Origin of the sequence: Pseudoalteromonas sp. 2CM36K (genome assembly GCF_023161865.1) — a bacterium.
GTDB lineage: Bacteria > Pseudomonadota > Gammaproteobacteria > Enterobacterales > Alteromonadaceae > Pseudoalteromonas > Pseudoalteromonas tetraodonis.
Genome location: NZ_JALNTK010000008.1, coordinates 36025 through 59826 on the forward strand (window position 1 = coordinate 36025; position 23802 = coordinate 59826).

The following is a 23802-nucleotide window of genomic DNA, read 5'->3' on the forward strand; positions in this document are numbered from 1 at the left end:
ACTTTAGGATGATCATGACGTTGTTTAAAGTAACTACACACTCTTTAATGCTATTAAGCGCAGTGCTAATTAGCTTTGCTAGCATTGCAAATCCACCCAAGGAAATTTTTTGGGAAGACCTCATACCCGAGGGCCATGTACAAATAGATACTCAAGCACAAGCTAATCACGAAGGCAGTGAACAAAACTGGGTGCAACCTGATTTAGACGCGCCAGTTGTTAAAGCACTTGATGGGCAGTCTGTTAGCTTACCTGGTTTTGTTGTACCTCTTGAAGGCGATAGCGAACTTATCACCGAGTTTTTATTAGTCCCTTACTTTGGTGCCTGTATTCATGTGCCCCCGCCGCCGCCAAATCAGCTGGTTCATGTGACCATTAAAGGCGGTGTCCCTATCGATAGCTTATACGATGCGATTGTTGTAACGGGTATTATTAAAACGCAAACTTGGTCTGGCGAAATCGCTCAAGTAGGTTACACAATGCAAGCTGTCGGTGTTGCTCCTTTTGAGCTTTAATTCTTAAAATAAAAAAACCGCGTAAAAACGCGGTTCTTTTATAACGACTTTGTAATAAAATTAAGCCGTGCCACCTACCGTTAACTGATCAATTTTCAAACTTGGCTGGCCTACGCCTACTGGTACACTTTGACCGTCTTTACCACAAACACCTACACCTTTATCAAGCGCTAAATCATTACCTACCATAGAAATTTGTTGCATAACCTCAGGGCCATTACCAATTAATGTTGCCCCTTTAATTGGCTGGGTGATTTTACCATTTTCAATTAAATACGCTTCTGAGGCACTAAATACAAACTTACCTGAGGTGATATCCACTTGACCACCACCAAAATTGGGAGCAAACACGCCTTTTTTAACCGTGCTGATAATATCAGCTTGGCTATGCTCGCCGCCTAACATGTAAGTGTTGGTCATACGTGGCATAGGTAAATGCGCGTATGACTCACGACGTGCATTACCTGTTGGGTTTACCCCCATCAAACGCGCGTTCATTTTATCTTGCATATAGCCTTTTAAAATACCGTTTTCGATAAGTACGTTATAGGCTGCAGGCGTACCTTCGTCATCTACATTAAGTGAACCACGGCGATCGGCCATAGTACCATCATCAACCACAGTACATAGCTCTGAAGCAACTTTTTGCCCTACTTTACCGCTAAACGCAGACGCGCCTTTACGGTTAAAGTCACCCTCTAGGCCATGACCTACGGCCTCGTGTAACAACACGCCTGGCCAGCCATTACCTAATACCACTTCCATAGTACCCGCAGGGGCATCAATGGCTTCTAAGTTTACTTTAGCTTGACGAACAGCTTCTTCTGCAAAACCCATCCAACGCGGCTTGCCATCAACAAGCTCTTTAAAGTAACCATAATCTAGGCGGGCGCCGCCACCAGCACCGCCACGTTCACGACGACCATTTTTTTCAAGTAATACAGAGCAGTTTAAACGGATCAGTGGGCGAATATCGGTAGCAAAGGTGCCATCGCTGGCTGCAATTAATACTTCTTCGTATACCGCAGACATTGAGCTAATAACTTGCTCAGCATCAGGGGCTAATTCGCGAATATAATTTTCAAGCTCACGTAACAAATTAACTTTATCGGTATCGCTCATGCTAGAAATAGGCTGATGTGGCGCATACTGCTGCTTTGCAGCCACATCGCTGAATACTTTAACCGCTTTATCTTCACCGGCATCGGCAATACTCCGTGCTGCCGTGGCTGCTTTGTTTAACGCTTCAAGATTGATTGCGTCTGAATACGAAAAACCGGTTTTTTCACCACTAACAGCCCGTACGCCAACACCACGCTCAACATTATAAGACCCTTCTTTAACAAGGCCATCTTCTAATACCCAAGACTCATGATGACTCGATTGAAAATAAAGATCGGCATAATCAACTTTGTGCTGATGAATATAAGCTAATGTTTTTTCGAGTTCTTCTCGATTTAGCTGGCTGTCGTGTAATAAATGCTGTTCAACCGAATTCATAATAATGGCTCTCTAAATCGTTGGTGAGATTGCAGCGGCATATCTCGTCTAATTTTGTGTAACTGGTTTAAATCTACGGCGCAACTAATAAAACCAAGCCCTGTTGATTTTTCACTTAATGTTTCACCCCAAGGCGATAACATGAGGCTGTGACCATAAGTTTGCCTACCGTTTTCATGCGTTCCATATTGCGCTGCAGCAATAACATAACATTGCGTTTCTATAGCTCGCGCTGCAAGTAGCGGCTGCCAATGCGCTTTACCTGTTGGAACAGTAAACGCACTGGGTACTAATATAATTTCGGCGCCTTTGCGAACTAAGGCATTAAATAAACCAGCAAAACGCAAATCATAACACACTGTTAAACCAATTTTACCAAAGGGCGAATCAACAACCACAACCTCATCGCCGGCTTGAGTAAAATCGGATTCTCGGTAGCTGCCGGTCTGGTCATCTACCTCAACATCAAATAAATGTATTTTGTTATAGCTTGCAACAATATCGCCTTGGTTATTAAACAAGTGTGAGGCAGCGTAATACTTATGCTGGTTATACGGCTCTGGTAGCGTGCCAGCATTTAACCAAATATTGTGCTTACGGCACAATTCACTGAGTTGCTGTTTGTACTGTTCAATACGCTGTGACACTAAAAGCGTATCACCTGCGTGTTTACTAAACACTAAAAATGCTTCTGGTAAACACACTAGCAGCGGACGAGCTGTCGGTAAGGTTTGTAATGCCTGTTTTAATTTTGCAATATTATCATCAGGGTTTAAGCCTGAGCACATTTGCAATGCAATAATCGCAGGGGCTGAATTTATACCTTGTTTATTCATTGTGTGGCGCTAACCTCGGCATCTTTAAGCTTTAACTCTGAGGATGCTTGTGGCTGACTTTGTGCTGCTTGCGGTAAAGTCACCTCTCGACTCTTACGATCTAACTCTTGTACCTGAGGATCGTTCATTTTGCCTGTTACTTTAAAGTTGATCTCTGAGATCACTCGGGCAGAATGAATCACTTTATCAATTGCTAAAGCTGCAAGCCCCGTTACTGGATTAACCATCCAAGCCACAATCACCGGAATGCTCGAGGTTACTTGTGGTGCCACGGCTAAGTCGTAGTCAATTTCGAGAGTATTTAAATTTGCATACCCTTTTATAGAGAGATCGGCAGGTACCCCATCCATTTTAGTATCTTGGGTATAGGCAATGCCTTTATCTATCTGCATGGTGCCTTGCATGCTGTTATAAAAAAAACCTTTAGAAAATACATCTCTAAAATCAAGCTTTAGCTTACGCACTAATGAATCAAGGCTCAGTAATGAGAATACGCGTGCACCTCCATCACTGATTTCAGTTAAATGGCCTTCGCCTAAATCCCAGCTAATTTCGCCATCTAAACTGGCAATGTCTAAATCATAAGGTGCCGCTTGCCAATTTAGCTGATAATTTAGATTGGCGTTTGAGTCTTTAATAGTGGTGGTAATATCAAACTCATTAAATAAGGCGCCAATATCATCACTTTTAAGTTCACCACTCATCGCCGTTAGGCCATTCTGCCATTGCCCTTTAGTCCGTAATATATGGTCGCCCTTATCAACCACTAGCTCAGAAATAAGCAGCTTTTTACCATCGCCTAACAATGAGGCGCTTACCTTATCAAGCTGATAATGACTTACTTTACAATCGGCACATTCAAATTCAATAGCCGGTAATTTTGTAAGCCATGCAAGTTGTTCAGGGGTTGATTTTTCGCTCAGTCGCTCTGATTCTGTATCTAAAAAATTAAGCCTTAAATAATCGCTATTAATTCGAATCGGCTGACTTGATTGCCCGCTAGGTATAAATACTTCGGCTCTTAACTCTTTGGCATTGAGCTTTAATTGCAAATTATTATTTAGGGGCGATAAACGCATATCAAAATCATTAAACTGCATGTCACTCACGTTAAAAGAGTTAATATTCGCAACCACTTCATGTAAAGGCGGCATCACGCCCGGCGATGCATTCTCAGGCTGCGCTTTAGCTACATTAATAATTTGATCAATTAAATCAATCCAAGGTAATAACTCACTCTGCGCTAAATTAATACTCACCGCTAAATTTTGTGAGTTAAGCCCTAAGTTTTTTTCACCGATGATAAAATGAGCGTTGGTAAACTGCGATTGAGTATTGTCTAGAATGGCATTGAAATAAAATAACTCATTAATATTTGCAGTGATCAGATTAGAGATATCATCACCTTGAATAACCGCACTCAGAGGCCAAATTTGCTCACTGCTTTTTGTGTATACTCCTGGCAAGGAACTATTTAAGCCAATAAGTGGCGATTCAACTTCGGCACGATAGTTAAACCCTTGCTCGGTAAAATTAAGCTCTAAAGCAATATCAACGTCACTTTGCCCACTTAAGTAACCATCTAAAATGCCTTGACCATGGTTTATGAGTGTTTGCGCATCAAGCTGAGCATTTATATTTATATTAGCGCGATAATCCTCTGCGTTTGCGTCACTAGTGTAGTTAATCGTTAATGGCATACCAAGCCATGTAGCCGTAGCATCGGTGAGGTTTATTAGTTGATTATTAAAGCTAAGTTCACCCTTTAAATGCTCAAGTGAAATGCCTGGCGCTGAAATATAAAGTGGTGAATCAAGTAAATTAACCGTACCAGTTACACTCGCCCCGCCCTCAAATTGTGAGCCGATTAGCAATTCAATGTTTGCGCTGGCAAGCCCCTGTCCCTGTACAACATTAAAAATATCAGCTAATGGATTTGCTAAAGGTGTGGCGGCAAAAAAATCGTGCATTTTTTCAAGTTCAGCTTGCTTATCAATACTAACCACCAATGGCGCATCGCCCATTAAGTCATCAATACTCACATGTACACTACTGCCAACGTCAAGGTTTACCAGTTGGCCTTGCTGGCTATAAATATCCATTCGCTCATTTGCAAAATGCAGCTTTACACTGGCATTTGTGACTGCTGGCCAAGCCGGATCGAATTGATAGGTAGCATTATCTATTTGCGCTAAAACATCAAACTGCCCAGAACCATCGTCAAATGGAAAGCCTGATAATGGACCAGAGAATAACACCTGGGCATTTGTTACTTCACCTGATTTTATTGCGCCATTTAAATAACTAACTAACTCAGGGCTCATTAACGTTAAAGGAAAATAATGACCGGCAACACTGGCATCGGGGGCAAATGCTTCGGCATATAAATCTAAGCGAGGCGTCTTACCTAAACTTAATTTCATCTGTGCGCTTAAGGTCACTTCATTGTTATCAAACCACAGGTTATCACTACTAATATGCCAATCGCCTGAGCGCTTAGCTAAATCTAATTCAATGTTTAGCTGGTTATAGTCAATATTATTACTAAAACTAGCACCTGTAATTAAATGGCTGTTTTCACCAAAAATAGTGATCCGCCCATATTGCTGATTAACTAATCCATCAACCCTTAAAGATTGAGCGGCGGGTACGGCGTTTTTTTCTTGCCAGCTAATTTCATCGGCTTTAAACCATAGTTGCCATTGCTTTGCATCGGCAAACTCTAGATACGCGTTTTTTATTTCACCACTGGGTTGGCGAGCTAAAAAAGGAGTTAAATCAGTAAAATTAGTTAATTCTGCTAAATCATTTAATAGGGCTAAATCGAGTTGCTGTAGCCATATTTTATTTTTCTTGCCTAATAAAGCTTCAAATTCGAGGCTAGGCCACATTATTTCGTTGGTACTAAACGCTAAGCCAGTGCTTTTTAACCGCCAGCTATTTTGCTCAGGGTATAAATGAAATCCCCCTTCACTTAGGCTGACTTTTTGTGTTTGCTCATTGAGTTGCCAATTTACCGCACTCGGTAACCACTGTACTTTTACGTCACTTACTAAGCCTTGTTCTAACCTAAGCCATGCTTGTAAATTTAAATCACTATGCAGTTGCTGCTTTTGAGTATTTATATACTGGGCTAACCAATTTGACACATCAACCTGATTAGCCTGCACATACAGATCACCTACCATTTGCTCTAAGGTTTCACCTTTGAGCGCAATACGGGCATCAAAATTACCCACAGAAATACCCGGTAGCGCTAGACTACCACTGCCAAGATGCTGTTTATCTTGGTTTTGCCATACAATGTTTTCTAATAACAGTTTACGTTCTTTGTTATCTTCTAGTACAAAGCTGATGCTGGAGTTTTCTATTGCAAAGTGACCGGTTTCGCCTAAAAACAGTCCTTCTATTAATTCTTTTTGCTCAAATGAAACTTCATCTTGATCACCTGCAAATAAATTGGCGACATTAACCTTGGTATGAAAACCATTGATCACAAAGTAATTTGATTTAAACTGCAGCGACTTTAAACTTTCCCAAAGATTTAGCTCTAAACTGGTTTTAGCTATGGTTAAAGAGATAGGGGCTGTTTGGTTGTCTTTAAATGATAATTCTTCGAGTACTAAAGCGGGACCACTGCCTTGCCAACTTGCTGATATAGTACCTATAGATAAACTAATATCAAACCTATCATCAAGGTAGCTTTCTATATCCCCTTTATAATCGTTCGCGTAGGGTAAAGTGTATTTTAAAATAGAAACAATCACGGCCAGTAGTACTAAAATTACAGCACTTATTTGCCATAATTTTCGTACACAATAAAAACAGGCCGCTTTAAATTTCATTACATCATTACCACATCAAACTGCTCTTGGCTGTATAAACTTTCAGTTTGAATATTGACCTGCTTTCCAATAAATAGTTCTAATTCGGCGAGGTTATGATACTCATCATTTAATAGCGCTTCACAAACTGCAGGCGAAGCATATACTACAAACTTATCTGCATCGTAAGCGCGATTAACACGTACTATTTCACGAAGAATTTCATAGCAGACCGTTTCAACTGTTTTTTGTGAGCCACGCCCTGAACATGCTGGGCATACATCACACAGTACATGCTCTAGGCTTTCGCGGGTACGTTTGCGGGTCATTTCAACTAAGCCTAATGCCGACAAACCATTGATATTAGATTTGGCACGATCTTTATCGAGTGCAGATTCTAATGAATGCATTACACGGCGTTTATGCTCATCGCTTACCATATCAATAAAGTCGATAATAATAATACCGCCCAAATTGCGCAGCCTTAGTTGACGGGCAATAGCAGACGTTGCTTCTACATTGGTATTAAAAATAGTTTCTTCAAGGTTACGGTGACCAACAAAAGCACCGGTATTAACATCGACAGTGGTCATCGCTTCAGTTTGATCTATGATCAAATAACCACCCGATTTTAAAGTAACTTTACGATGCAGTGCTTTTTGAATTTCACTTTCTACATCAAATAAATCAAAAATGGGACGCTCACCTGGGTAATACTCAAGCACTTGTGATAACAAAGGCACAAACTCTTCAGTAAACAGCTTAAGCTCTTGGTAGGTAAGCTTAGAGTCAACACGAATGCGCTCCATATCTTCACCTACGTAATCACGTAACGTTCTAAAGGCAAGTGTAAGATCTTCATGCAAGATACTGGCTTTGCTTGTTTTTCTGCGTCTAGAGACAATTTTATCCCAGAGCTTTTTTAAAAAAGCTGCATCGTGTCTCAGCTCAGCTTCACTTGCGCCTTCAGCAGCTGTTCTGACAATAAAACTACCATTTTCATCGCCGTATTCGGCTACAATTTTTTTCAGCCTTGCACGCTCTTCTTCCGTTTCGATACGCTGACTCACCCCAACATGTGTCGCATCAGGCATAAACACTAAATACCGTGAAGGTATCGTGATATCAGTGGTTAAACGTGCCCCTTTGCTACCCAAAGGATCTTTAACCACTTGCACCATAATGTACTGACCTTGGCGAACAAGCTCACGAATATCTTGGACTTTTTTAATCGGCTCGTCGTCAACACCCTCAACGATAGAGGCACTATTAACGATATCTGAAGCGTGTAAAAAGGCAGCTTTCTCTAGGCCTATATCAACAAAAGCGGCTTGCATACCTGGTAACACGCGGCTTATTTTACCTAAGTAAATATTACCCACGATACCTAAGTTACCAATACGTTCTAGCTGAATTTCTTGTAATACACCGTTTTCGATTAGGGCAACGCGACTTTCACTTGGCGTGACATTGATCAGTAGTTCTGTACTCATGCTACCCTCTTAAGAATGTATTTAATAATTGTTCTGTCTCATATAAAGGTAAGCCGACAACGGCAAAATAGCTACCCGAAATATGCGTTACAAAGCGCCCACCTAATCCTTGGATACCGTAACCACCGGCTTTATCTTGAGGCTCGCCCGTTTGCCAATAAGCATGTATTTCTTCATCACTGAGCGTTTTAAAGGTGACATCTGTACTGACCACACAACTGAGTACTTTATCTGATGTAGCAAAAGCGATGGCTGTTAACACTTGGTGCGTGCTCCCTGATAAGCGCTTTAAGGTTTGAGTAAAATCGTCTTTATCTCGAGGCTTACATAATGATTGGTTATCCATCACCACCACAGTATCACTACCTAGCACTGGCCGGTCAGTATACCCTTGCTCTACGCCCATTTGCGCCTTTAAACGCGCTAAACGCTCTACATAGTCATACGGGCGCTCATTAGCAAGCTGACTTTCATCGGCATCAACACTAAACTGTGAAAATTCAATCCCCAATTGGGTTAGAAGCTCTTTACGACGGGGAGACGCGGAGGCTAAATATACTGCGCAAGTCATTATCTGATCCTAAAATGTCTACGGTATTTTCGAAGTAATAAAAATACCCATATCCAGCTCAACATGCCTGTTAATACAGGCCATAAGTAATGTGGGCTAAAATAAACGCCAAGTAAAAAGTGATTTAACCAAAACTGCATTAAGTGGTAAAGCGTTAAGAACAAGCCTATAAGTAGGCTTTGTTGCCACAATGAAAAATTGCGAATTTTTTGGAAGTTACTTGCAGTAATAAAAATACATACTGAATAAGTTAAGGAATTAACACCCAATGAGGAGCCTGTTGCTAAGTCAATTAATAACCCAACAACCCAGGCAGTCCCTATATTTAGTCTATGCGGTAAAGCTAAAGACCAGTACATAAGCACCAACAGCACCCAATCAGGACGAAATGGTTCAAGTGAAAAAGGTAACGGCATTAGCACCATTACTAATGCAAAGAAAATACTTAATGCGATTAAGAGCATATGACGGTTAATCATCACCCATCAACTCCTGCTGATTTAGCCATAATACCACTAGTAACCGAATTCGATCTAATTGAGCTATCGGCTCAGCAAATACTTGAGCAAAAGGTTGGCCTTCATCACGAGTTATTTCGGTGATCACCGCAACCGGATAACCTTCAGGAAAGGTACCACCTAGGCCAGAGGTTACCAGCACATCACCAATACGCACATCTAAGCTATGCGGTACATGTGATAGCTTTAACACGTTAATTTTACCGATACCTTCAACCACTGTGCGCACATCGTTTCGTAATATACGCACCGGTGTTGCATGGGTAGTATCTGTAATTAACAGCACCCGCGAGGTTGTTGAACCAACTTTAGTCAACTGCCCGACTAACCCCATATCATCAATCACCGCTTGGCTTTCGCTTAAACCATCGGTGGTCCCCCGATTTATCACCACTTGGTGACTATAAGGATTTGAATGAACAGAAAGTACTTGAGCAATAATTTTACGATTGGTGTGTTTAGAGGAAGAGCCAAGTAATGCACGAAGTTTTTGATTCTCTTTTGCTAAAAACTCATATTGCTGGATTTGCTCACTTTGCAATACTTGCTTCTTTTTGAGTGCTTCGTTTTCGGTTAGTAACTGCTCACGGGTATGCAAACTTTTGGCGCTAAAGCTAAATACTTCGTAAGGTAGGTTAGCAACATAAATAAGTGGACTGACCAATGTATTCAAACTAGTACGAATGTTCTGTCCACCTTGCGTGTACTTGTCTCCAAGGATCAATACGATACTCAAAAGCACTGCGACAAAAAGTCGCAGTTGCAAAGAAACCGTTTTTTCAAACATTGATTTCATTAATCGTAACTAAAAACGTCACCACCGTGCACATCAATCATTTCAAGGGCCTTGCCGCCGCCACGTGCAACACACGTAAGTGGATCATCAGCAACAACCACTGGAATGCCCGTTTCTTCCATTAGCAGGCGATCTAAATCCTTAAGTAATGCGCCGCCGCCAGTTAACACCATACCATGCGCTGAAATATCAGATGCCAGCTCAGGTGGAGACTGCTCAAGCGCCACCATGACAGCGCTTACAATCCCCATTAGTGGTTCTTGTAATGCTTCTAAGATTTCATGCGAGTTAAGCGTAAACGAACGAGGTACGCCTTCTGCAAGGTTACGACCACGCACTTCTATCTCTACTGGCTCGTCTGTTTTAAATGCCGATCCAATTTGGTGTTTAATATTCTCAGCGGTGGCTTCACCGATTAAGCTACCAAAGTTACGACGCACATAATTAATAATGGCTTCATCGAACTTATCACCACCAATGCGTACTGAAGATGAATACACAACACCATTAAGTGAAATAATAGCGACTTCTGTTGTACCGCCACCAATATCAACCACCATAGAACCCGTTGCTTCAGACACCGGTAAACCGGCACCAATTGCAGCTGCCATTGGCTCTTCGATTAAGTAGACTTCGCGAGCACCTGCACCCATTGCTGATTCACGAATTGCACGCTTTTCAACTTGAGTAGCTCCACAAGGAACACAAATAAGCACGCGTGGGCTTGGGCGCATAAAATTATTATTGTGCACTTGTTTGATGAAGTGCTGTAACATTTTTTCAGTAACATAAAAATCAGCAATCACACCGTCTTTCATTGGACGTATAGCTTTAATATTACCAGGCGTACGGCCCAACATTTGCTTAGCTTCTGCACCTACAGATGCAACACTTTTAGGTCCACCAGCACGCTCTTGACGAATAGCAACAACTGAAGGTTCGTTTAATACAATACCTTCTTCTTTTACATAAATTAGTGTGTTGGCTGTACCTAAATCGATCGATAGATCGTTTGAAAAAATACCACGGAGTTTTTTAAACATGAGGCTGGATGACCTTTGAAATTCGTTCTTGTTTTAGTTGCGCTTACTTTAACATTCTCAACACAATGAGCAATGTAAAGCGCAGCCGTCTTTGTAATCATTAAAAAGAGGAAGCGTCGCTTCCCCATTAAATATTATCGTTCGCTCATTAAGCGAAAGCCAATATAATTAGCTCTAAAATCTGGCGCTAAAATTAAACGCGTTGATGCACGAGCAAGGCTTGGGGCAAAATTCCATGCACCTTCGCGAACAACGGCATCTTTTTTATTCCCTGTACTACTAGTCCATTCCCATACATTGCCTACAGTATCGCATAAGCCAAATGCATTTGCAGAAAAAGACCCTACCGGAGCCGTGCGTTTATTAGACCACTCGCTACCACACCAACCACAGTTAGCTAGATTTTTACCAATTTCGTTATCCCATGGGTACTCTGTCTCAGTGCCTGCACGCACCGCATATTCCCACTCAACCTCAGTAGGTAAACGATACGTTTGCGCTGCTTTATCAAAAAACCATTCAGCGTAAACAATAGCATCATTTTTTTGTCAAACACACAGCAGGAAACTCATTGGTTTGCTCAAATCCTGGAGCTCGCCAATTTAAGCTTTCTTCCCAAACAGGTTCGCCTGTTGAGGTAATATGCGCAACCTTTGCCTTTTTCAGCTTCGGTTTTATATTGCGTTTCGTTTACAAACGCTTCAAATGCGCCAACAGTCACTTCTTTGCTCTGCGTAGCAAAAGATTCACTAATCGTTTTTTCAACCACGGGGCGTTCATTTTCAAGCCCATTGCCGTTTATATCACCCATTTTAAATTTGCCAACGGGGATCATCACTGCTGATGGGTCCACCATAGGTAGGCGTGTATCAACTTCCACTCCTTTTGGGCAATCTGCTTGTATTATTTGCTCGCGCTTTATAAGGGATGTAACCCTCTTTGCGTATTTCTAATTTATGCAAACCACGTGGTAAGTTCGTCACCAAACGAGTAGAACCGACTCAATATCATTAATAAATACTGCATCGCCGTGTACATTAGAGCGTAAGGTTAACTGAACTAATTTATCTTTCTTGTTCTCAGCGACCACTTTAGGCTTTTTATTAACTGTTTTAGCGACAACGGCAGCAGCTTTATTATCCCCATTATCGCTGAATATTAACTGACTATCAGAGAAAGTAGTACTATAAGCTGGCTGATAAGTATTTGCCAGCGGGGTACCATACTCTAAACAAAAACTATTATTCACACTAAGTAAGTGACATAAACGACTGCTGTTTACATCTTCGCGCTTAGTAACGCTTAAATTGGCGTTGCAATCACCTTGCCCGCTAAATGCGCTCTTAATCACGTGACTACTTAAAATTTGTGCTTGTGCCCCAGCCATGTCTCGCTTAGGTTCAACAAGACGTTTTTCTGTATAATTTTCAAATATTTGATCTAAAAAACGTTTAGTTGCCTTTTTCAGTCCTATTTGCTGACCGCTCTGCTCACTTGCCGCCAGTGCTTCAGTGCGCTTACAGTTAATGGTATGGTCAACTTCAAGCGTACCCTCTCGGGTAAATTCATTGCGTAATCGCTCTACACGCGCCGTAATATATTGCACTTTTAAGCTTTCAATCGTGTTTTGAAGTGCATGTTTATCAGCGCGAACTTGCTCAATATCTTTTAGATGGATGCAATTGCCGCCAATTGCATAAAAATATCATTTTTATTTTGTTCTTGATCAACAACGGCTTTTTGATAACGCGATTGTGCAGAGGTAATGTATAGCGACGGATTATCAATGAAACGTCGATACATATCATTCATCGCATCCAACGCTTGGGTTTTTTCTTTATCAAGCTGTGTGGAACACGTTCTCAGCAATTCAAGTTGTGTTTGAAGTTGATTCTCTTCTTTTAAATATTTATCGAGCATCGTCGTTGAACGAGTGTATTCTGTTTGTTTCGCATTAATCTCTGATTCAATTCTGTTTACAGTAGTTGTATCTTGTGCAAATACTGTGCTTGCAAAAAAGCTAGCATAAAATAACAGAGATAAAGGGGCGATTCGCATATATTTCAGTCCCAAAAAAGCGGCAATTATTTGGTTATTATTATTTTTTATAATAAAACCTTATGCTATGTACTTGAAGCACAAAACACAAGCTTTGTTCATTTATTATCTCAGTTTACAACTATTATCCCGTTTCATGCCAGTAAATAACCGTTTCATTTGTACTAAATAGCTAATTTATTTAACAACACCGAGATTTATCTGCATTTTACGCTATATAAGATGCCAATTTAGCCGCGTATTCATATTTTTTAGTTTGCTTAAGTAATAAAAACTGAGTCAAAATAATGCTATTACACAGCACATTCATAATGTAACTAATGAAAAAGAGTGATAATGCCAATACCATTCAGTATTAATGAACATAGCTATTTACAAACAATTACCAGTGAATTACTAACAGACAAAAAAATAACTTTAACTATTAAGCGCGATGATTTATTGCATCCACTTATCAGCGGTAATAAATGGCGAAAGCTCAAATACAATTTAGTTCGTATGCAACAACTGGGTAAATCTGAATTACTTACATTTGGTGGGGCCTTTTCAAATCATATTCATGCGTGCGCCGCTGCTGGTAAAGAGTTTAACTTAACAACCCACGCAATTGTGCGCGGCCCACAGCTTGATCTAAATAATCCTACTCTAAAATTTGCACAGCAATGTGGTATGCAGTTATATGCAGTCAATCGTATAGAGTACAAACAACGACATGATGAAGCCTATTTAGCCGCATTACAGGCACGCTTTCCAAACGCATACATTCTACCTGAAGGAGGCACTAACGAGTTTGCTATAGAGGGATGTAAAGAGCTTGCCCAGAGTTTACCTGAGCACGACTACTTAATCTGTCCAACTGGCAGTGGCGGCACCTTGGCTGGATTGATAGAGGGCAGCTCAAATAAAATCAACCTACTAGGGATTGCTGTTTTGAAGCAAGCCGACTACCTGCGGGACGAAATACGCGCTCTTAGTCCTAAAGCAAAATCACAAAATAACTGGCAACTACTTACGCAATTTCACGGTGGTGGATATGGTCGTTTTACAGCTGAGTTATGGCAGTTTTGCCAACACATGCAGCAGCAACATCAATTACCCTTGGAGCCTATTTACAGCGGTAAAATGATGTACGCACTTTGGCAGCTCATCAATAATGATTACTTTGCCCCTAACAGCAAAATTATTGCAATACATACTGGTGGGTTGCAAGGTTTAGAAGGGCTAAAATATCGCAAATTAGTGTAGAGTATATTTAACTTGTTAATTGCTTAGCATTAGTGAAATGCGACTTGGGTATAATTGGGGAGCAATTTAGAAAAATATCCTCCTTGCGCGCCGCTAATGCCTATTACTTTTAAAAGTTGTAGCTCCTGAGGCGTCTCCACATCAAGTGCAAATACTGACAAGCTCAATAATCTACCCATATGCACAATCCCCCTAACGTATTTTTGTTGTGAATTACTGCGCTCTATCCCATGGACAAGTTCAGAAGCTAAGTTAAGCCCTGATATTTGTTTATTAAGCATAAACTTAAAGATATTTTTACTGCTTCTCACATCATCAATTACAATATTGCAGTTTAGTGCCGCTATTGTTGCAAAAGCGCCTTGCAAACGTAATTGATTATTTAAGAATTCTGATTCATTTATAGAAAATTGCAGTGTATGTTGGTTTTTTAAGTCATTGATATAAGCAGTTAACCAGCTCCAAAACTCGTTATTAAACCAGTTTTTAGGATGTAACTTAATACTAATAACTGACGATGATTTATCTATAAGCAATAGTTTTTTTACTTGCATAACTACCGCTTGATCGTGCAATAGCGCCTCACCTTCGTTATAAAATTGACTGATACTTTCTTGATTAAGTAATTGTTTATTTCCCCTGTCATTACTTTTAATTGATACGTAATGCTTAATAATAGCGCCGCTATCGAGCTCGTATACGGGTTGAAATAAAATAGCCAATTTTTGCTTTTTAATTCGTTGTGGTATTGAGTGTCTATCGAGCTTTTGGACATGACCATAATTTAACGCTAATTGGTGATAATGCTTAACTCGATTTTGCTGTGAAAGAGTAAGTGCCGACTTTGCCAGCTGATACACCATAACCTGATCAGCCTCTGAATAATAAGTACATAAACCTACTTTTACATGCCTCTGTGCAGTTCTTGGCGCCAATACATGAGCGGCACTTACAATGCATTGATGTAAATATTTAGCGCAATTGAGTTTATCAATTGCATCAATCCCTTTGAGAGTAAAAGCAAAATTGCCTGCAGTTAATAACTTAACGGATATTTCAGTCGTATTAATAAAGTCTTTTGCCAATAAGACTTTAAAGGTCGCTTGTAAGTCAGTGTTTGCATCAAAATGACATTCACACTGAATAAGTGCAAATACATTATATTTAATTGCTTCCTGCACATTAGTTGTCGCTATTGGAGCGAGCTGTAAAGAACTCACTTTGGGTGCATAACGCACTTTCTTATTATTAAAGTGCTGCTGACGTTTAGAGGCTATTGTGCTGTTTTTTATTGTTTTAGGCTTTTTAAAACGTCGAATACAAAGCATAGCGAGCAAAAAAACGCGTTTATTATTAAAAACAAATAGCTATAGCTATACCAAACTGGCCATGAGTAGAGCAAAATTCCTTTTGAGTTAGCGCTAAAATAATGTTTTTGTTTTTCTATATAAATAGAGTTTTTATTAGGGGCGAGCGTAAAAGGCGTATTTGCAATAAGTTGATTTTCATTGGCCAATGGCTGTTGCAATTGCTTCGCTAGCTTTAAACCAACTTGCTCGTTTTGATGCTGTAAAACCAAACTTAAACCGCTATTAATAATCACTAGCAAGGCGATACACAGAGCATAAAACAAAGCATTTGAATAATTGGTAAAGTGAAATTTACTGGCTTTCATAACCCACCGGCACATCAAATAAGTTATTAAAGTGTTGTCTACTATTTGCAATTGTACAAGCCAACAATAAAAGTTTAGCAGAGGTTTAAAAGTTAGTACTTAATGTTATAAACATTATATTTAGCCTTTAATTAGTTAACTAAACAGCTGTCATTATTTATATATTAGTTTGAACAAAGGAGGGCTTGGCTTAAAAAATAAAAACACCAGTATCACAGTGCTTTTTACACATTCATATGTTTACTTTAGGAAGTATTTATTCAGATTTAAAAACTGTAGAAATGGAATACGGTCATTTTTTTAATAATAAAAGCCGCTTAATAGCGGCTTTCTAGAGAATTTTTCAACATTCTTATTTTTGTCTTTGGTTAAAACGGGATATCGTCATCAAAGTCGATTGTTGGTTCCATAGGGTTTGATGCGCCACCTTGCGGTGCATTTTGTGGCTTAGGTGCAAACCCGCCTTGCTGTTGTGGTGCACTATTTTGTTGTGGTGCAAAACCACCTTGCTGCTGTGGCTGGTATTGGTTGTTTTGCTGCTGAGCAGGTGCAGATTGCTGCTGTGGAGCATAACTGCCTTGCTGGCTATTTTGGCCTTGGTTATTTTGACCATAACCACCGCTTTGTTGCCCGCCTTGGTTTCCTTGATAGCCACTACTTTGTTGACTACCTTGGTTACCTTGATAACCACCACCTTGTTGGTCGCCACCGCGTGCACCTAGCATTTGCATTTGACCCGTAAAGCCATCAACAACGATTTCTGTAGTGTATTTTTCTTGGCCTTGTTGATCAGTCCATTTACGGGTTTGAAGTTTTCCTTCTACGTAAATTTGTGATCCCTTGCGGCAGTATTCACCCACAATTTCAGCTAACTTGCCAAAAAATACCACACGGTGCCACTCAGTTTTATCAACCATTTGGCCAGTGTTTTTATCTTTATAGCTATCTGAAGTTGCTAAGGTAATATTTGCTACACCATTACCATTAGGCATGTAACGAACTTCAGGATCTTGCCCTAAATTACCAACCAAAATTACTTTGTTCACACCGCGTGCCATGGAACCATCTCCTATAAACGTTAGATTAAACCAGCCACTCTTCGGGCTTGGTCTAGGTCAAATTCTTTATCATTAATCTTTAAGTAGCTGCGGCTTTCGTCGCGAACTACGGTTGCTTCTATTACGCCGGGTAAAGCAACTAACTGAGAAGCCAGTGTTTGTGCCTGCTCTTCAGAATCTAATTGGGTCATTAAACTAATAACTTTGCTTTTCGGTGGGACTTGCATTTTCCACGCTATAATAAGCCATATTACCCCAACAAGTGCCGCCGCCGCAAACACAGCTTGCGTACTAGTTGTTTGTGCTACATACCCGCCAAGCATGCCGCCTAAAAAAGCGCCTAAAAACTGGCTCGATGAATACCCCCCCATGGCTGAGCCTTTTTGGCTTGCTGGAGCAATACGCGACACAAGAGCCGGCATAGTGGCTTCTAAAAAGTTAAACGCAACAAAATATAACAGCATACAAACCGCAATACCAACAACGCTGTTTGCCCACATAGACATACTTAACATGCTGACTATTAAAACCATAACAGAACCAATAAAGGCTTGTTTTTCTTTCTCTTTTTTAATTGCCACTATCATTACTGGCACCATTAAAAAAAACGCCAAAAATAAAACCGGAATATAAAGCTGCCAATGGTTTACGGCCACTAAGCCATCTTTAATTAATTGGCTTGGTAATACTACAAAAATAGTCGTTAATGTTAGATGCAGCAATAATACGCCTGCATTTAAACGTGCCAGCTGTGGGTGTTTAATCAATTTTTTGATGTCACTAAAACTGGCAAGCGTATCGCCTTTAGGGGCTTTATTTATTGCACTGGGAACGAGCATAGTGACTATAAAAATACCACACACAGCCAAAATAGCCGTTAGCCAAAATACGCCTGCAATGCCCCATGAAGCTGCCACTATCGGCCCTAATAACATCGCAAACGCAAAGCTCATGCCGATGCTCATGCCGATCACCGCCATCACTTTGGGGCGCTGTTCATCACGGCTTAAATCTGATGCAAACGCTAATAATGCGCTGGCGATAGCTCCCATGCCTTGTAACGCACGCCCTACCGTCACCATTTGAATAGACTCTGCCAAAGCGGCAATTACCGAACCTAAAGCAAACACCGCCAAACCACCGACTATGACTTTTTTACGACCTATTTTATCGGAAAGTCTCCCCATTGGGATTTGTAATACGGCCTGAGTTAAACCATACGCACCAATTGCAAAACCAATCCAGATAGGTGAAAAGCCTTCAAGCTCTTGACCATAAATAGCTAAAACAGGCATCAGCATAAACAAGCCGAGCATTCTAAATGCAAACACACTCGCTAACGATACGGCGGCGCGTTTTTCTCGTGAATTAAGTGAAGATGCGGTCATTATTTGCGTGATCTTACTGTGTTAAAAAATTAGGCAAGGATTCTATCACAAGCTTGGCAATAATTAATCGTCTATAACTAAGGATTTTTTCGATGATCAAGGATTAATATTGCAGCGTATTATGCGATACTGAACAAATAATTTTGGCAATAAACGAGATAGCATGGAAAACATTGAAGTCCGAGGCGCCCGCACGCACAATTTAAAAGACATCAGCCTAACCATCCCACGTGATAAACTAATTGTTATTACTGGCTTATCTGGTTCAGGAAAGTCATCACTTGCATTTGATACGCTGTATGCAGAAGGGCAACGCCGGTATGTTGAATCACTCTCTGCTTATGCAAGGCAGTTTTTGTCATTAATGGAAAAGCCCGATGTAGATCATATTGAAGGCCTTTCTCCTGCTATTTCCATAGAACAAAAATCAACCTCGCATAACCCACGTTCAACCGTGGGAACTATTACTGAAATCTACGATTATTTACGCTTGATGTTTGCACGCGTTGGCGAACCTCGCTGTCCGACTCATGATTTACCGCTCGCGGCGCAAACAATCAGCCAAATGGTCGATACCACACTGGCGCTGCCTGAAGGCACAAAGTTAATGCTCTTGGCGCCTGTTGTTAAAGACCGTAAAGGCGAACATGTAAAGCTATTAGAGCAGCTTGCAAGCCAAGGCTACATTCGCGCACGTATTGATGGCGAAGTGTGCGACCTATCTGATCCACCATCACTAGATCTACATAAAAAGCACACAATTGAAGTCGTGGTTGATCGCTTTAAAGTCAAAGACGGCCAGCAACAACGTCTCGCGGAATCATTCGAAACAGCACTTGAAATGTCAGGCGGCGTTGCCAACATTGCGTTTATGGACGATAGCAATGCTGAAGAAATGCTGTTTTCAGCAAATTTTGCCTGTCCAACCTGTGGCTATGCGATGACAGAGCTTGAACCGCGTTTATTTTCGTTCAACAATCCTGCAGGGGCTTGTCAAAGCTGTGATGGTTTAGGCGTAAGACAATACTTTGACCCTAATCGCGTGGTCCATAATCCTGAAATAAGCTTAGCTGGCGGTGCAATTAAAGGTTGGGATAAACGCAGCTTTTACTACTATCAAATGTTGCAAGCAGTTGCACAACATTACGAGTTTGATTTAGATGTTCCTTATCAAGAGCTTGCAAAAGAACATAAGAAAATTATTCTAGATGGCTCGGGTGATACTAAAATTGCATTTAATTACCGTAATGACCGCGGTGATTTAGTTACACGTAATCATGTATTTGAAGGCGTGTTAAATAATATGAACCGCCGCTACCGCGAAACTGAATCAAACTCTGTGCGTGAAGAGCTAGCTAAGTATCAAACTAGTCAAGCGTGTCCTAGTTGTAAAGGTTCGCGCCTTCGCCAAGAAGCACGTAACGTATTTATTGGTCAAACTAACTTACCAACCATCACACATATGAGTATTGGTGAGGCAATGAGCTTTTTTGAAGGCTTGCATTTGACTGGGCAAAAAGGCCAAATCGCCGAGAAGATACTAAAAGAAATTCGCGACCGGTTATCGTTCTTAATAAATGTAGGTCTAAATTACTTATCACTTGAGCGCAGCGCCGACACACTTTCAGGTGGTGAGGCACAACGTATTCGCTTAGCGAGTCAAATTGGTGCTGGGTTAGTGGGTGTTATGTATGTACTGGATGAACCTTCAATTGGTTTGCACCAACGTGATAACGACCGTTTATTGAAAACCTTAGTTCATTTACGTGATTTAGGTAACACCGTTATTGTTGTAGAACACGATGAAGACGCCATTCGTGCCGCTGATCATATTATTGATATTGGCCCAGGTGCTGGCGTACATGGCGGCCATGTTATTGCTCAAGGTACACGCGATGATATTTTAGCAAGCAAAGACTCGGTTACCGGCCAGTTTTTATCGGGTGTGCGTAAAATAGAAGTACCTAAAGAGCGCCATGCTACTAACGAGAAATGGTTAGAACTGTTTGGTGCTACTGGTAATAACTTAAAAAATGTTGATTTAAAAATACCTTTTGGCTTAATGACCTGTATTACCGGCGTATCTGGTTCGGGTAAATCTACACTCATTAACGATACCTTATTTAAACTCGCTCACACTGAGCTTAATGGTGCCACAACCGCAGAAGCGGCACCTTACAAATCAATTGCAGGCCTTGAGCACTTTGATAAAGTAATTGATATTGACCAAAGTCCTATTGGCCGCACACCGCGTTCAAACCCTGCCACTTATACTGGTATTTTCACTGGTATTCGTGAGCTATTTGCAGGTACTCAAGAAGCCCGTTCACGTGGTTACAAAGTAGGTCGCTTTAGTTTTAATGTTAAAGGTGGGCGTTGTGAGGCATGCCAAGGTGATGGCGTTATTAAAGTAGAAATGCACTTTTTACCAGACGTTTATGTACCGTGTGATGTGTGTAAGGGTAAACGTTATAATCGCGAAACCTTAGAAGTACAATATAAAGGCAAAAACATCAACCAAGTGCTCGACATGACCGTTGAAGATGCCCATGACTACTTTGATAAAATACCGGCTATTGCACGTAAACTTAAAACCCTGATGGATGTTGGACTTTCTTATATCCGTTTAGGCCAAGCAGCTACAACACTTTCTGGTGGTGAAGCACAGCGAATTAAGTTAGCACGTGAGCTTTCTAAGCGTGATACCGGTAAAACGCTATACATATTAGATGAGCCAACAACAGGCCTGCACTTTGCAGATATAGAGCAATTATTAGTAGTACTGCATCGTCTGCGCGATCATGGCAATACCATTGTAGTGATTGAGCACAATTTAGATGTAATCAAAACAGCCGACTGGATCGTTGATTTAGGCCCTGAAGGTGGTGCTGGCGGCGGTGAAATACTGATTGCAGGTACACCTGAAGAAGTGGCTGAATGCCAGCGCTCTCATACTGGGCACTACTTAAAACCGTTATTAAATAAATAACGGTAATACGCTTTAGATAAGGAAAGTCGGTGTTAAGGTATTTAAAATTGCAAAATGGCGTGCTAATAAGCAGTTTAAGCAACAGCAAAAAAGCTGGCAACCACACCAAGTTAAACTGCTTAGCCATATAAAAAGCATATGGTTTAACCTTAACACCGCGCAAAAACTTTATCTGCTTGCGTTTATAACCCTAGCCATTTTTAAGTTAACGTGGCTATGTGCCACTATTACTATTATTGCGCTGATCATAGAATTTTGGCCTAAGTTTAATCAGCTCTGGAATTCACTCGCCGGTAAAGCAGTTATTTTGGTATTTTATGCCAGTATTACTAATCAAGCCATTTGGATCTGATCGCATAAAGTTTATTAGCCAAAGCTACTCACCACTTCTAACTGCATTAACCCGCTTTTTTTAGCAGTTTCGCCGTAAACCCTCGCCCGATCCTAGGGCGGGGATATAAGGCATAAAGTTCGAAGAACTTTAATCTGGTGTTGATTGGCTATCAACATAAGCTCGAAGCGTTTCAATCGTTGCTCCACCCGCACTGCAAGCAAAGTAAGACCTAGACCACAAAGCAGCACTCTTACTTTGTCTTGTTAAATGCGTATTTTGTAATCTCAGCATCCGTGATGAAACGGCTTTAAGATTATTCACCATTACACTAATTGAAAGTTTTGGCGGGTACGCCACAAGTAGATGTATGTGATCTTGTTCTCCGTCCATCTCAATAAGTTCACATTCTAATTTTCCGCAAGCTGACTCAAGTGCATCCCTTAACTGTTCGATCATTACGCCAGTAAGTAACTTACGCCTGTACTTCGTTGTGAAAACTAAATGCACTACCAACTTGCTTACGCTGTGGCGCTTTCTCAGGTAATTACTCAATAGCTCTTTATTGTGCGCACTCACTTTACAAATCCAGTTTAAATTAATAATATATAGATATTATACAGGTGAGCACTGAAATGTTAAGAGCAACAAAGGTACGTATTTACCCAACGCAAGAACAGGCTGAGTTTTTAATTGCTCAGTTTGGCGCTGTACGTTTTGCGTATAACAAAGCTCTTTATTTAAAATCTCACATGTACCGCAAGTATGGTGTCACTCTGAATCCTAAAAAGGATATAAAGCCACTACTTGCAGTTGCCAAGAAATCACGAAAATACCACTGGTTGAAGCAATACGACTCCATCGCTTTGCAGCAATCGGTAATTAACCTTCATCAAGCCTTTGATAACTTTTTCAATCCGAAGTTAAAAGCCAAATACCCGCAATTCAAGCGTAGACAGGGCAAACAATCTAGTTATCACTGCGTAGGTGTTAAGGTGCTTGATGGCGCAATCAAGCTCCCAAAGATGAAGCCTGTTAAAGCGAATATCCATCGTGAAATTATTGGCTCAGTTAAAAGCATCACGGTAAGCCTAAGCAAAACGGGTAAGTTCTACGCCTCGATCCTTGTTGATGATGGAGTTGAAGCGCCAGTACTGCTTCACACGGTAAGTAAGGTTACAGGTATCGATCTAGGTTTATCTCATTTTGCTATTCAATCTAATGGCAGAAAAACCGCCAACCCAAGATTTGTAAAACGTGCTGAGAAAAACCTCAGACGCAAACAGCGTCAGTTATCCAGAAAAGCAAAAGGCAGCGCAAACAGGGCAAAAGCACGTTTGCTGGTAGCCAAATGCCATGAAAAAGTAGCGAATGCTCGCGCTGACTTTCAACACAAACTCTCTCGAACTCTCGTTGACGAAAACCAAGCGGTGATAGTTGAGACATTGAAATCAGCCAATATGATGAAAAACCACAAACTGGCGAAACACATAGCGGATGCCTCATGGCATGGCTTTGTCGTTAAGTTGGAGTACAAACTGAAAGAGCAAGGTAAGCACCTAGTGAAGCTCGACCAGTGGTATGCAAGTTCTAAAACTTGTCATTGTTGTGGTCATAAAATGGATGAAATCCCCTTATCAGTTCGCAAGTGGGATTGTCCATCTTGCGGCACTACAGGTATAGATCGCGACTTAAATGCCGCCCTCAATATCCGTGATAAAGGTATTCAGGAATTAAAGGCGGCTGGACAGTCGTCTCTGCTTATGGAAGCTGCGTAAGTCTCGATACTACCGAGCAACGGCTAACGAAATAAGAAGCATCGCCTGATAAGGCGGTGAGTAGTCACCGACGGTAGTGTTTGTAAGTCTGATTGCATTTATTGATGAAAAACAACCTGAAAAAGTATTAAACGATATAGTAAATAGCTTTGAAAATAGCCAATCGCTCGCAAATAACCCCCCG

The 23802-nt window shown here is 40.9% G+C and carries 16 protein-coding genes and 1 pseudogene; 4 read left to right on the top strand and 13 right to left on the bottom strand.

Translation table 11 applies throughout. The annotated features are described in order from the left end of the window. Nucleotides 1–14 precede the first annotated feature (14 nt). Nucleotides 15–515: a DUF3299 domain-containing protein gene (locus tag MTN97_RS06680; RefSeq protein WP_028834506.1), complete on the top strand. Its 501-nt coding sequence runs from the start codon at nucleotides 15–17 to the stop codon at nucleotides 513–515. 60 nt (nucleotides 516–575) lie between these two features. On the opposite strand, the gene tldD is transcribed toward MTN97_RS06680, so the two are convergent. The 9 genes and pseudogenes from tldD to MTN97_RS06725 form a co-directional block, all read right to left on the bottom strand. Next, nucleotides 576–2015 (bottom strand): metalloprotease TldD, encoded by a 1440-nt coding sequence (gene tldD / locus MTN97_RS06685; protein ID WP_248474007.1) that lies wholly within the window; start codon nucleotides 2013–2015, stop codon nucleotides 576–578. Further along, nucleotides 2012–2851, bottom strand: a complete 840-nt coding sequence (locus MTN97_RS06690; protein WP_248474008.1) for a carbon-nitrogen hydrolase family protein — start codon at nucleotides 2849–2851, stop codon at nucleotides 2012–2014. The genes tldD and MTN97_RS06690 overlap by 4 nt, the downstream gene beginning before the upstream one ends. After that, the gene (locus MTN97_RS06695) at nucleotides 2848–6696 is read right to left on the bottom strand and encodes a YhdP family protein (protein WP_248474009.1); all 3849 of its coding nucleotides are present in this window, start codon (nucleotides 6694–6696) and stop codon (nucleotides 2848–2850) included. Before MTN97_RS06695 ends, MTN97_RS06690 begins: the two co-directional genes overlap by 4 nt. Continuing rightward, a complete protein-coding gene (gene rng, locus MTN97_RS06700; RefSeq protein WP_013463925.1) occupies nucleotides 6696–8168 on the bottom strand; it encodes a ribonuclease G in 1473 nt (490 codons plus the stop codon). Before rng ends, MTN97_RS06695 begins: the two co-directional genes overlap by 1 nt. A gap of 1 nt (nucleotide 8169) precedes the next feature. Continuing rightward, the gene (locus MTN97_RS06705) at nucleotides 8170–8739 is read right to left on the bottom strand and encodes a Maf family protein (protein WP_036981129.1); all 570 of its coding nucleotides are present in this window, start codon (nucleotides 8737–8739) and stop codon (nucleotides 8170–8172) included. Further along, nucleotides 8739–9218: a rod shape-determining protein MreD gene (gene mreD, locus MTN97_RS06710; protein ID WP_036981128.1), complete on the bottom strand. Its 480-nt coding sequence runs from the start codon at nucleotides 9216–9218 to the stop codon at nucleotides 8739–8741. The genes MTN97_RS06705 and mreD overlap by 1 nt, the downstream gene beginning before the upstream one ends. Then, nucleotides 9211–10053 carry a rod shape-determining protein MreC gene (gene mreC, locus MTN97_RS06715; RefSeq protein WP_171034717.1) on the bottom strand — a complete coding sequence of 281 codons (843 nt, stop codon included), beginning with the start codon at nucleotides 10051–10053 and terminating at the stop codon, nucleotides 9211–9213. The genes mreD and mreC overlap by 8 nt, the downstream gene beginning before the upstream one ends. Continuing rightward, nucleotides 10053–11096: a rod shape-determining protein gene (locus MTN97_RS06720; RefSeq protein ID WP_036981126.1), complete on the bottom strand. Its 1044-nt coding sequence runs from the start codon at nucleotides 11094–11096 to the stop codon at nucleotides 10053–10055. Before MTN97_RS06720 ends, mreC begins: the two co-directional genes overlap by 1 nt. Nucleotides 11097–11230: 134 nt before the next feature. Further along, nucleotides 11231–13154, bottom strand: a pseudogene (locus MTN97_RS06725) (SUMF1/EgtB/PvdO family nonheme iron enzyme). Between the two features lie 336 nt (nucleotides 13155–13490). Between MTN97_RS06725 and MTN97_RS06730 the strand changes: the two are divergent. Continuing rightward, nucleotides 13491–14399 carry a 1-aminocyclopropane-1-carboxylate deaminase/D-cysteine desulfhydrase gene (locus MTN97_RS06730; protein WP_248474010.1) on the top strand — a complete coding sequence of 303 codons (909 nt, stop codon included), beginning with the start codon at nucleotides 13491–13493 and terminating at the stop codon, nucleotides 14397–14399. 29 nt (nucleotides 14400–14428) lie between these two features. On the opposite strand, the gene MTN97_RS06735 is transcribed toward MTN97_RS06730, so the two are convergent. From MTN97_RS06735 to MTN97_RS06745, 3 genes are all read right to left on the bottom strand, one after another. Continuing rightward, nucleotides 14429–15619, bottom strand: coding sequence for an EAL domain-containing protein (locus MTN97_RS06735; protein ID WP_248474011.1), 1191 nt, complete (start codon nucleotides 15617–15619; stop codon nucleotides 14429–14431). Nucleotides 15620–16442: 823 nt separating this feature from the next. Then, complete coding sequence (gene ssb, locus MTN97_RS06740; protein ID WP_248474012.1) at nucleotides 16443–17132, bottom strand: single-stranded DNA-binding protein; 690 nt, start codon at nucleotides 17130–17132, stop codon at nucleotides 16443–16445. A 20-nt stretch (nucleotides 17133–17152) separates the two neighbouring features. Continuing rightward, a complete protein-coding gene (locus tag MTN97_RS06745; RefSeq protein ID WP_248474013.1) occupies nucleotides 17153–18520 on the bottom strand; it encodes an MFS transporter in 1368 nt (455 codons plus the stop codon). Between the two features lie 163 nt (nucleotides 18521–18683). Between MTN97_RS06745 and uvrA the strand changes: the two genes are divergently transcribed. Further along, entirely contained in the window at nucleotides 18684–21509 is a 2826-nt protein-coding gene (gene uvrA / locus MTN97_RS06750; protein ID WP_248474014.1) for an excinuclease ABC subunit UvrA, read from the top strand. A 481-nt stretch (nucleotides 21510–21990) separates the two neighbouring features. Here uvrA and tnpA read toward each other — a convergent pair whose 3' ends face one another. After that, a complete protein-coding gene (gene tnpA / locus MTN97_RS06755) occupies nucleotides 21991–22419 on the bottom strand; it encodes an IS200/IS605 family transposase (protein WP_036932746.1) in 429 nt (142 codons plus the stop codon). A 56-nt stretch (nucleotides 22420–22475) separates the two neighbouring features. Here tnpA and MTN97_RS06760 point away from each other — a divergent pair, with 56 nt between their 5' ends. Then, nucleotides 22476–23618: a transposase gene (locus MTN97_RS06760; RefSeq protein ID WP_248474015.1), complete on the top strand. Its 1143-nt coding sequence runs from the start codon at nucleotides 22476–22478 to the stop codon at nucleotides 23616–23618. The last annotated feature ends 184 nt before the right edge of the window (nucleotides 23619–23802 follow it).

What these genes read in the sequence shown, in the direction of transcription:
- MTN97_RS06705 (WP_036981129.1), bottom strand. Translation starts at nt 8,739, where the DNA reads ATGACTTGCGCAGTATATTTAGCCTCCGCGTCTCCCCGTCGTAAAGAG.
- MTN97_RS06695 (WP_248474009.1), bottom strand. Translation starts at nt 6,696, where the DNA reads ATGAAATTTAAAGCGGCCTGTTTTTATTGTGTACGAAAATTATGGCAA.
- mreC (WP_171034717.1), bottom strand. Translation starts at nt 10,053, where the DNA reads ATGAAATCAATGTTTGAAAAAACGGTTTCTTTGCAACTGCGACTTTTT.
- MTN97_RS06690 (WP_248474008.1), bottom strand. Translation starts at nt 2,851, where the DNA reads ATGAATAAACAAGGTATAAATTCAGCCCCTGCGATTATTGCATTGCAA.
- tldD (WP_248474007.1), bottom strand. Translation starts at nt 2,015, where the DNA reads ATGAATTCGGTTGAACAGCATTTATTACACGACAGCCAGCTAAATCGA.
- MTN97_RS06745 (WP_248474013.1), bottom strand. Translation starts at nt 18,520, where the DNA reads ATGACCGCATCTTCACTTAATTCACGAGAAAAACGCGCCGCCGTATCG.
- MTN97_RS06730 (WP_248474010.1), top strand. Translation starts at nt 13,491, where the DNA reads ATGCCAATACCATTCAGTATTAATGAACATAGCTATTTACAAACAATT.
- MTN97_RS06680 (WP_028834506.1), top strand. Translation starts at nt 15, where the DNA reads ATGACGTTGTTTAAAGTAACTACACACTCTTTAATGCTATTAAGCGCA.
- mreD (WP_036981128.1), bottom strand. Translation starts at nt 9,218, where the DNA reads ATGATTAACCGTCATATGCTCTTAATCGCATTAAGTATTTTCTTTGCA.
- ssb (WP_248474012.1), bottom strand. Translation starts at nt 17,132, where the DNA reads ATGGCACGCGGTGTGAACAAAGTAATTTTGGTTGGTAATTTAGGGCAA.
- uvrA (WP_248474014.1), top strand. Translation starts at nt 18,684, where the DNA reads ATGGAAAACATTGAAGTCCGAGGCGCCCGCACGCACAATTTAAAAGAC.
- rng (WP_013463925.1), bottom strand. Translation starts at nt 8,168, where the DNA reads ATGAGTACAGAACTACTGATCAATGTCACGCCAAGTGAAAGTCGCGTT.
- MTN97_RS06760 (WP_248474015.1), top strand. Translation starts at nt 22,476, where the DNA reads ATGTTAAGAGCAACAAAGGTACGTATTTACCCAACGCAAGAACAGGCT.
- MTN97_RS06720 (WP_036981126.1), bottom strand. Translation starts at nt 11,096, where the DNA reads ATGTTTAAAAAACTCCGTGGTATTTTTTCAAACGATCTATCGATCGAT.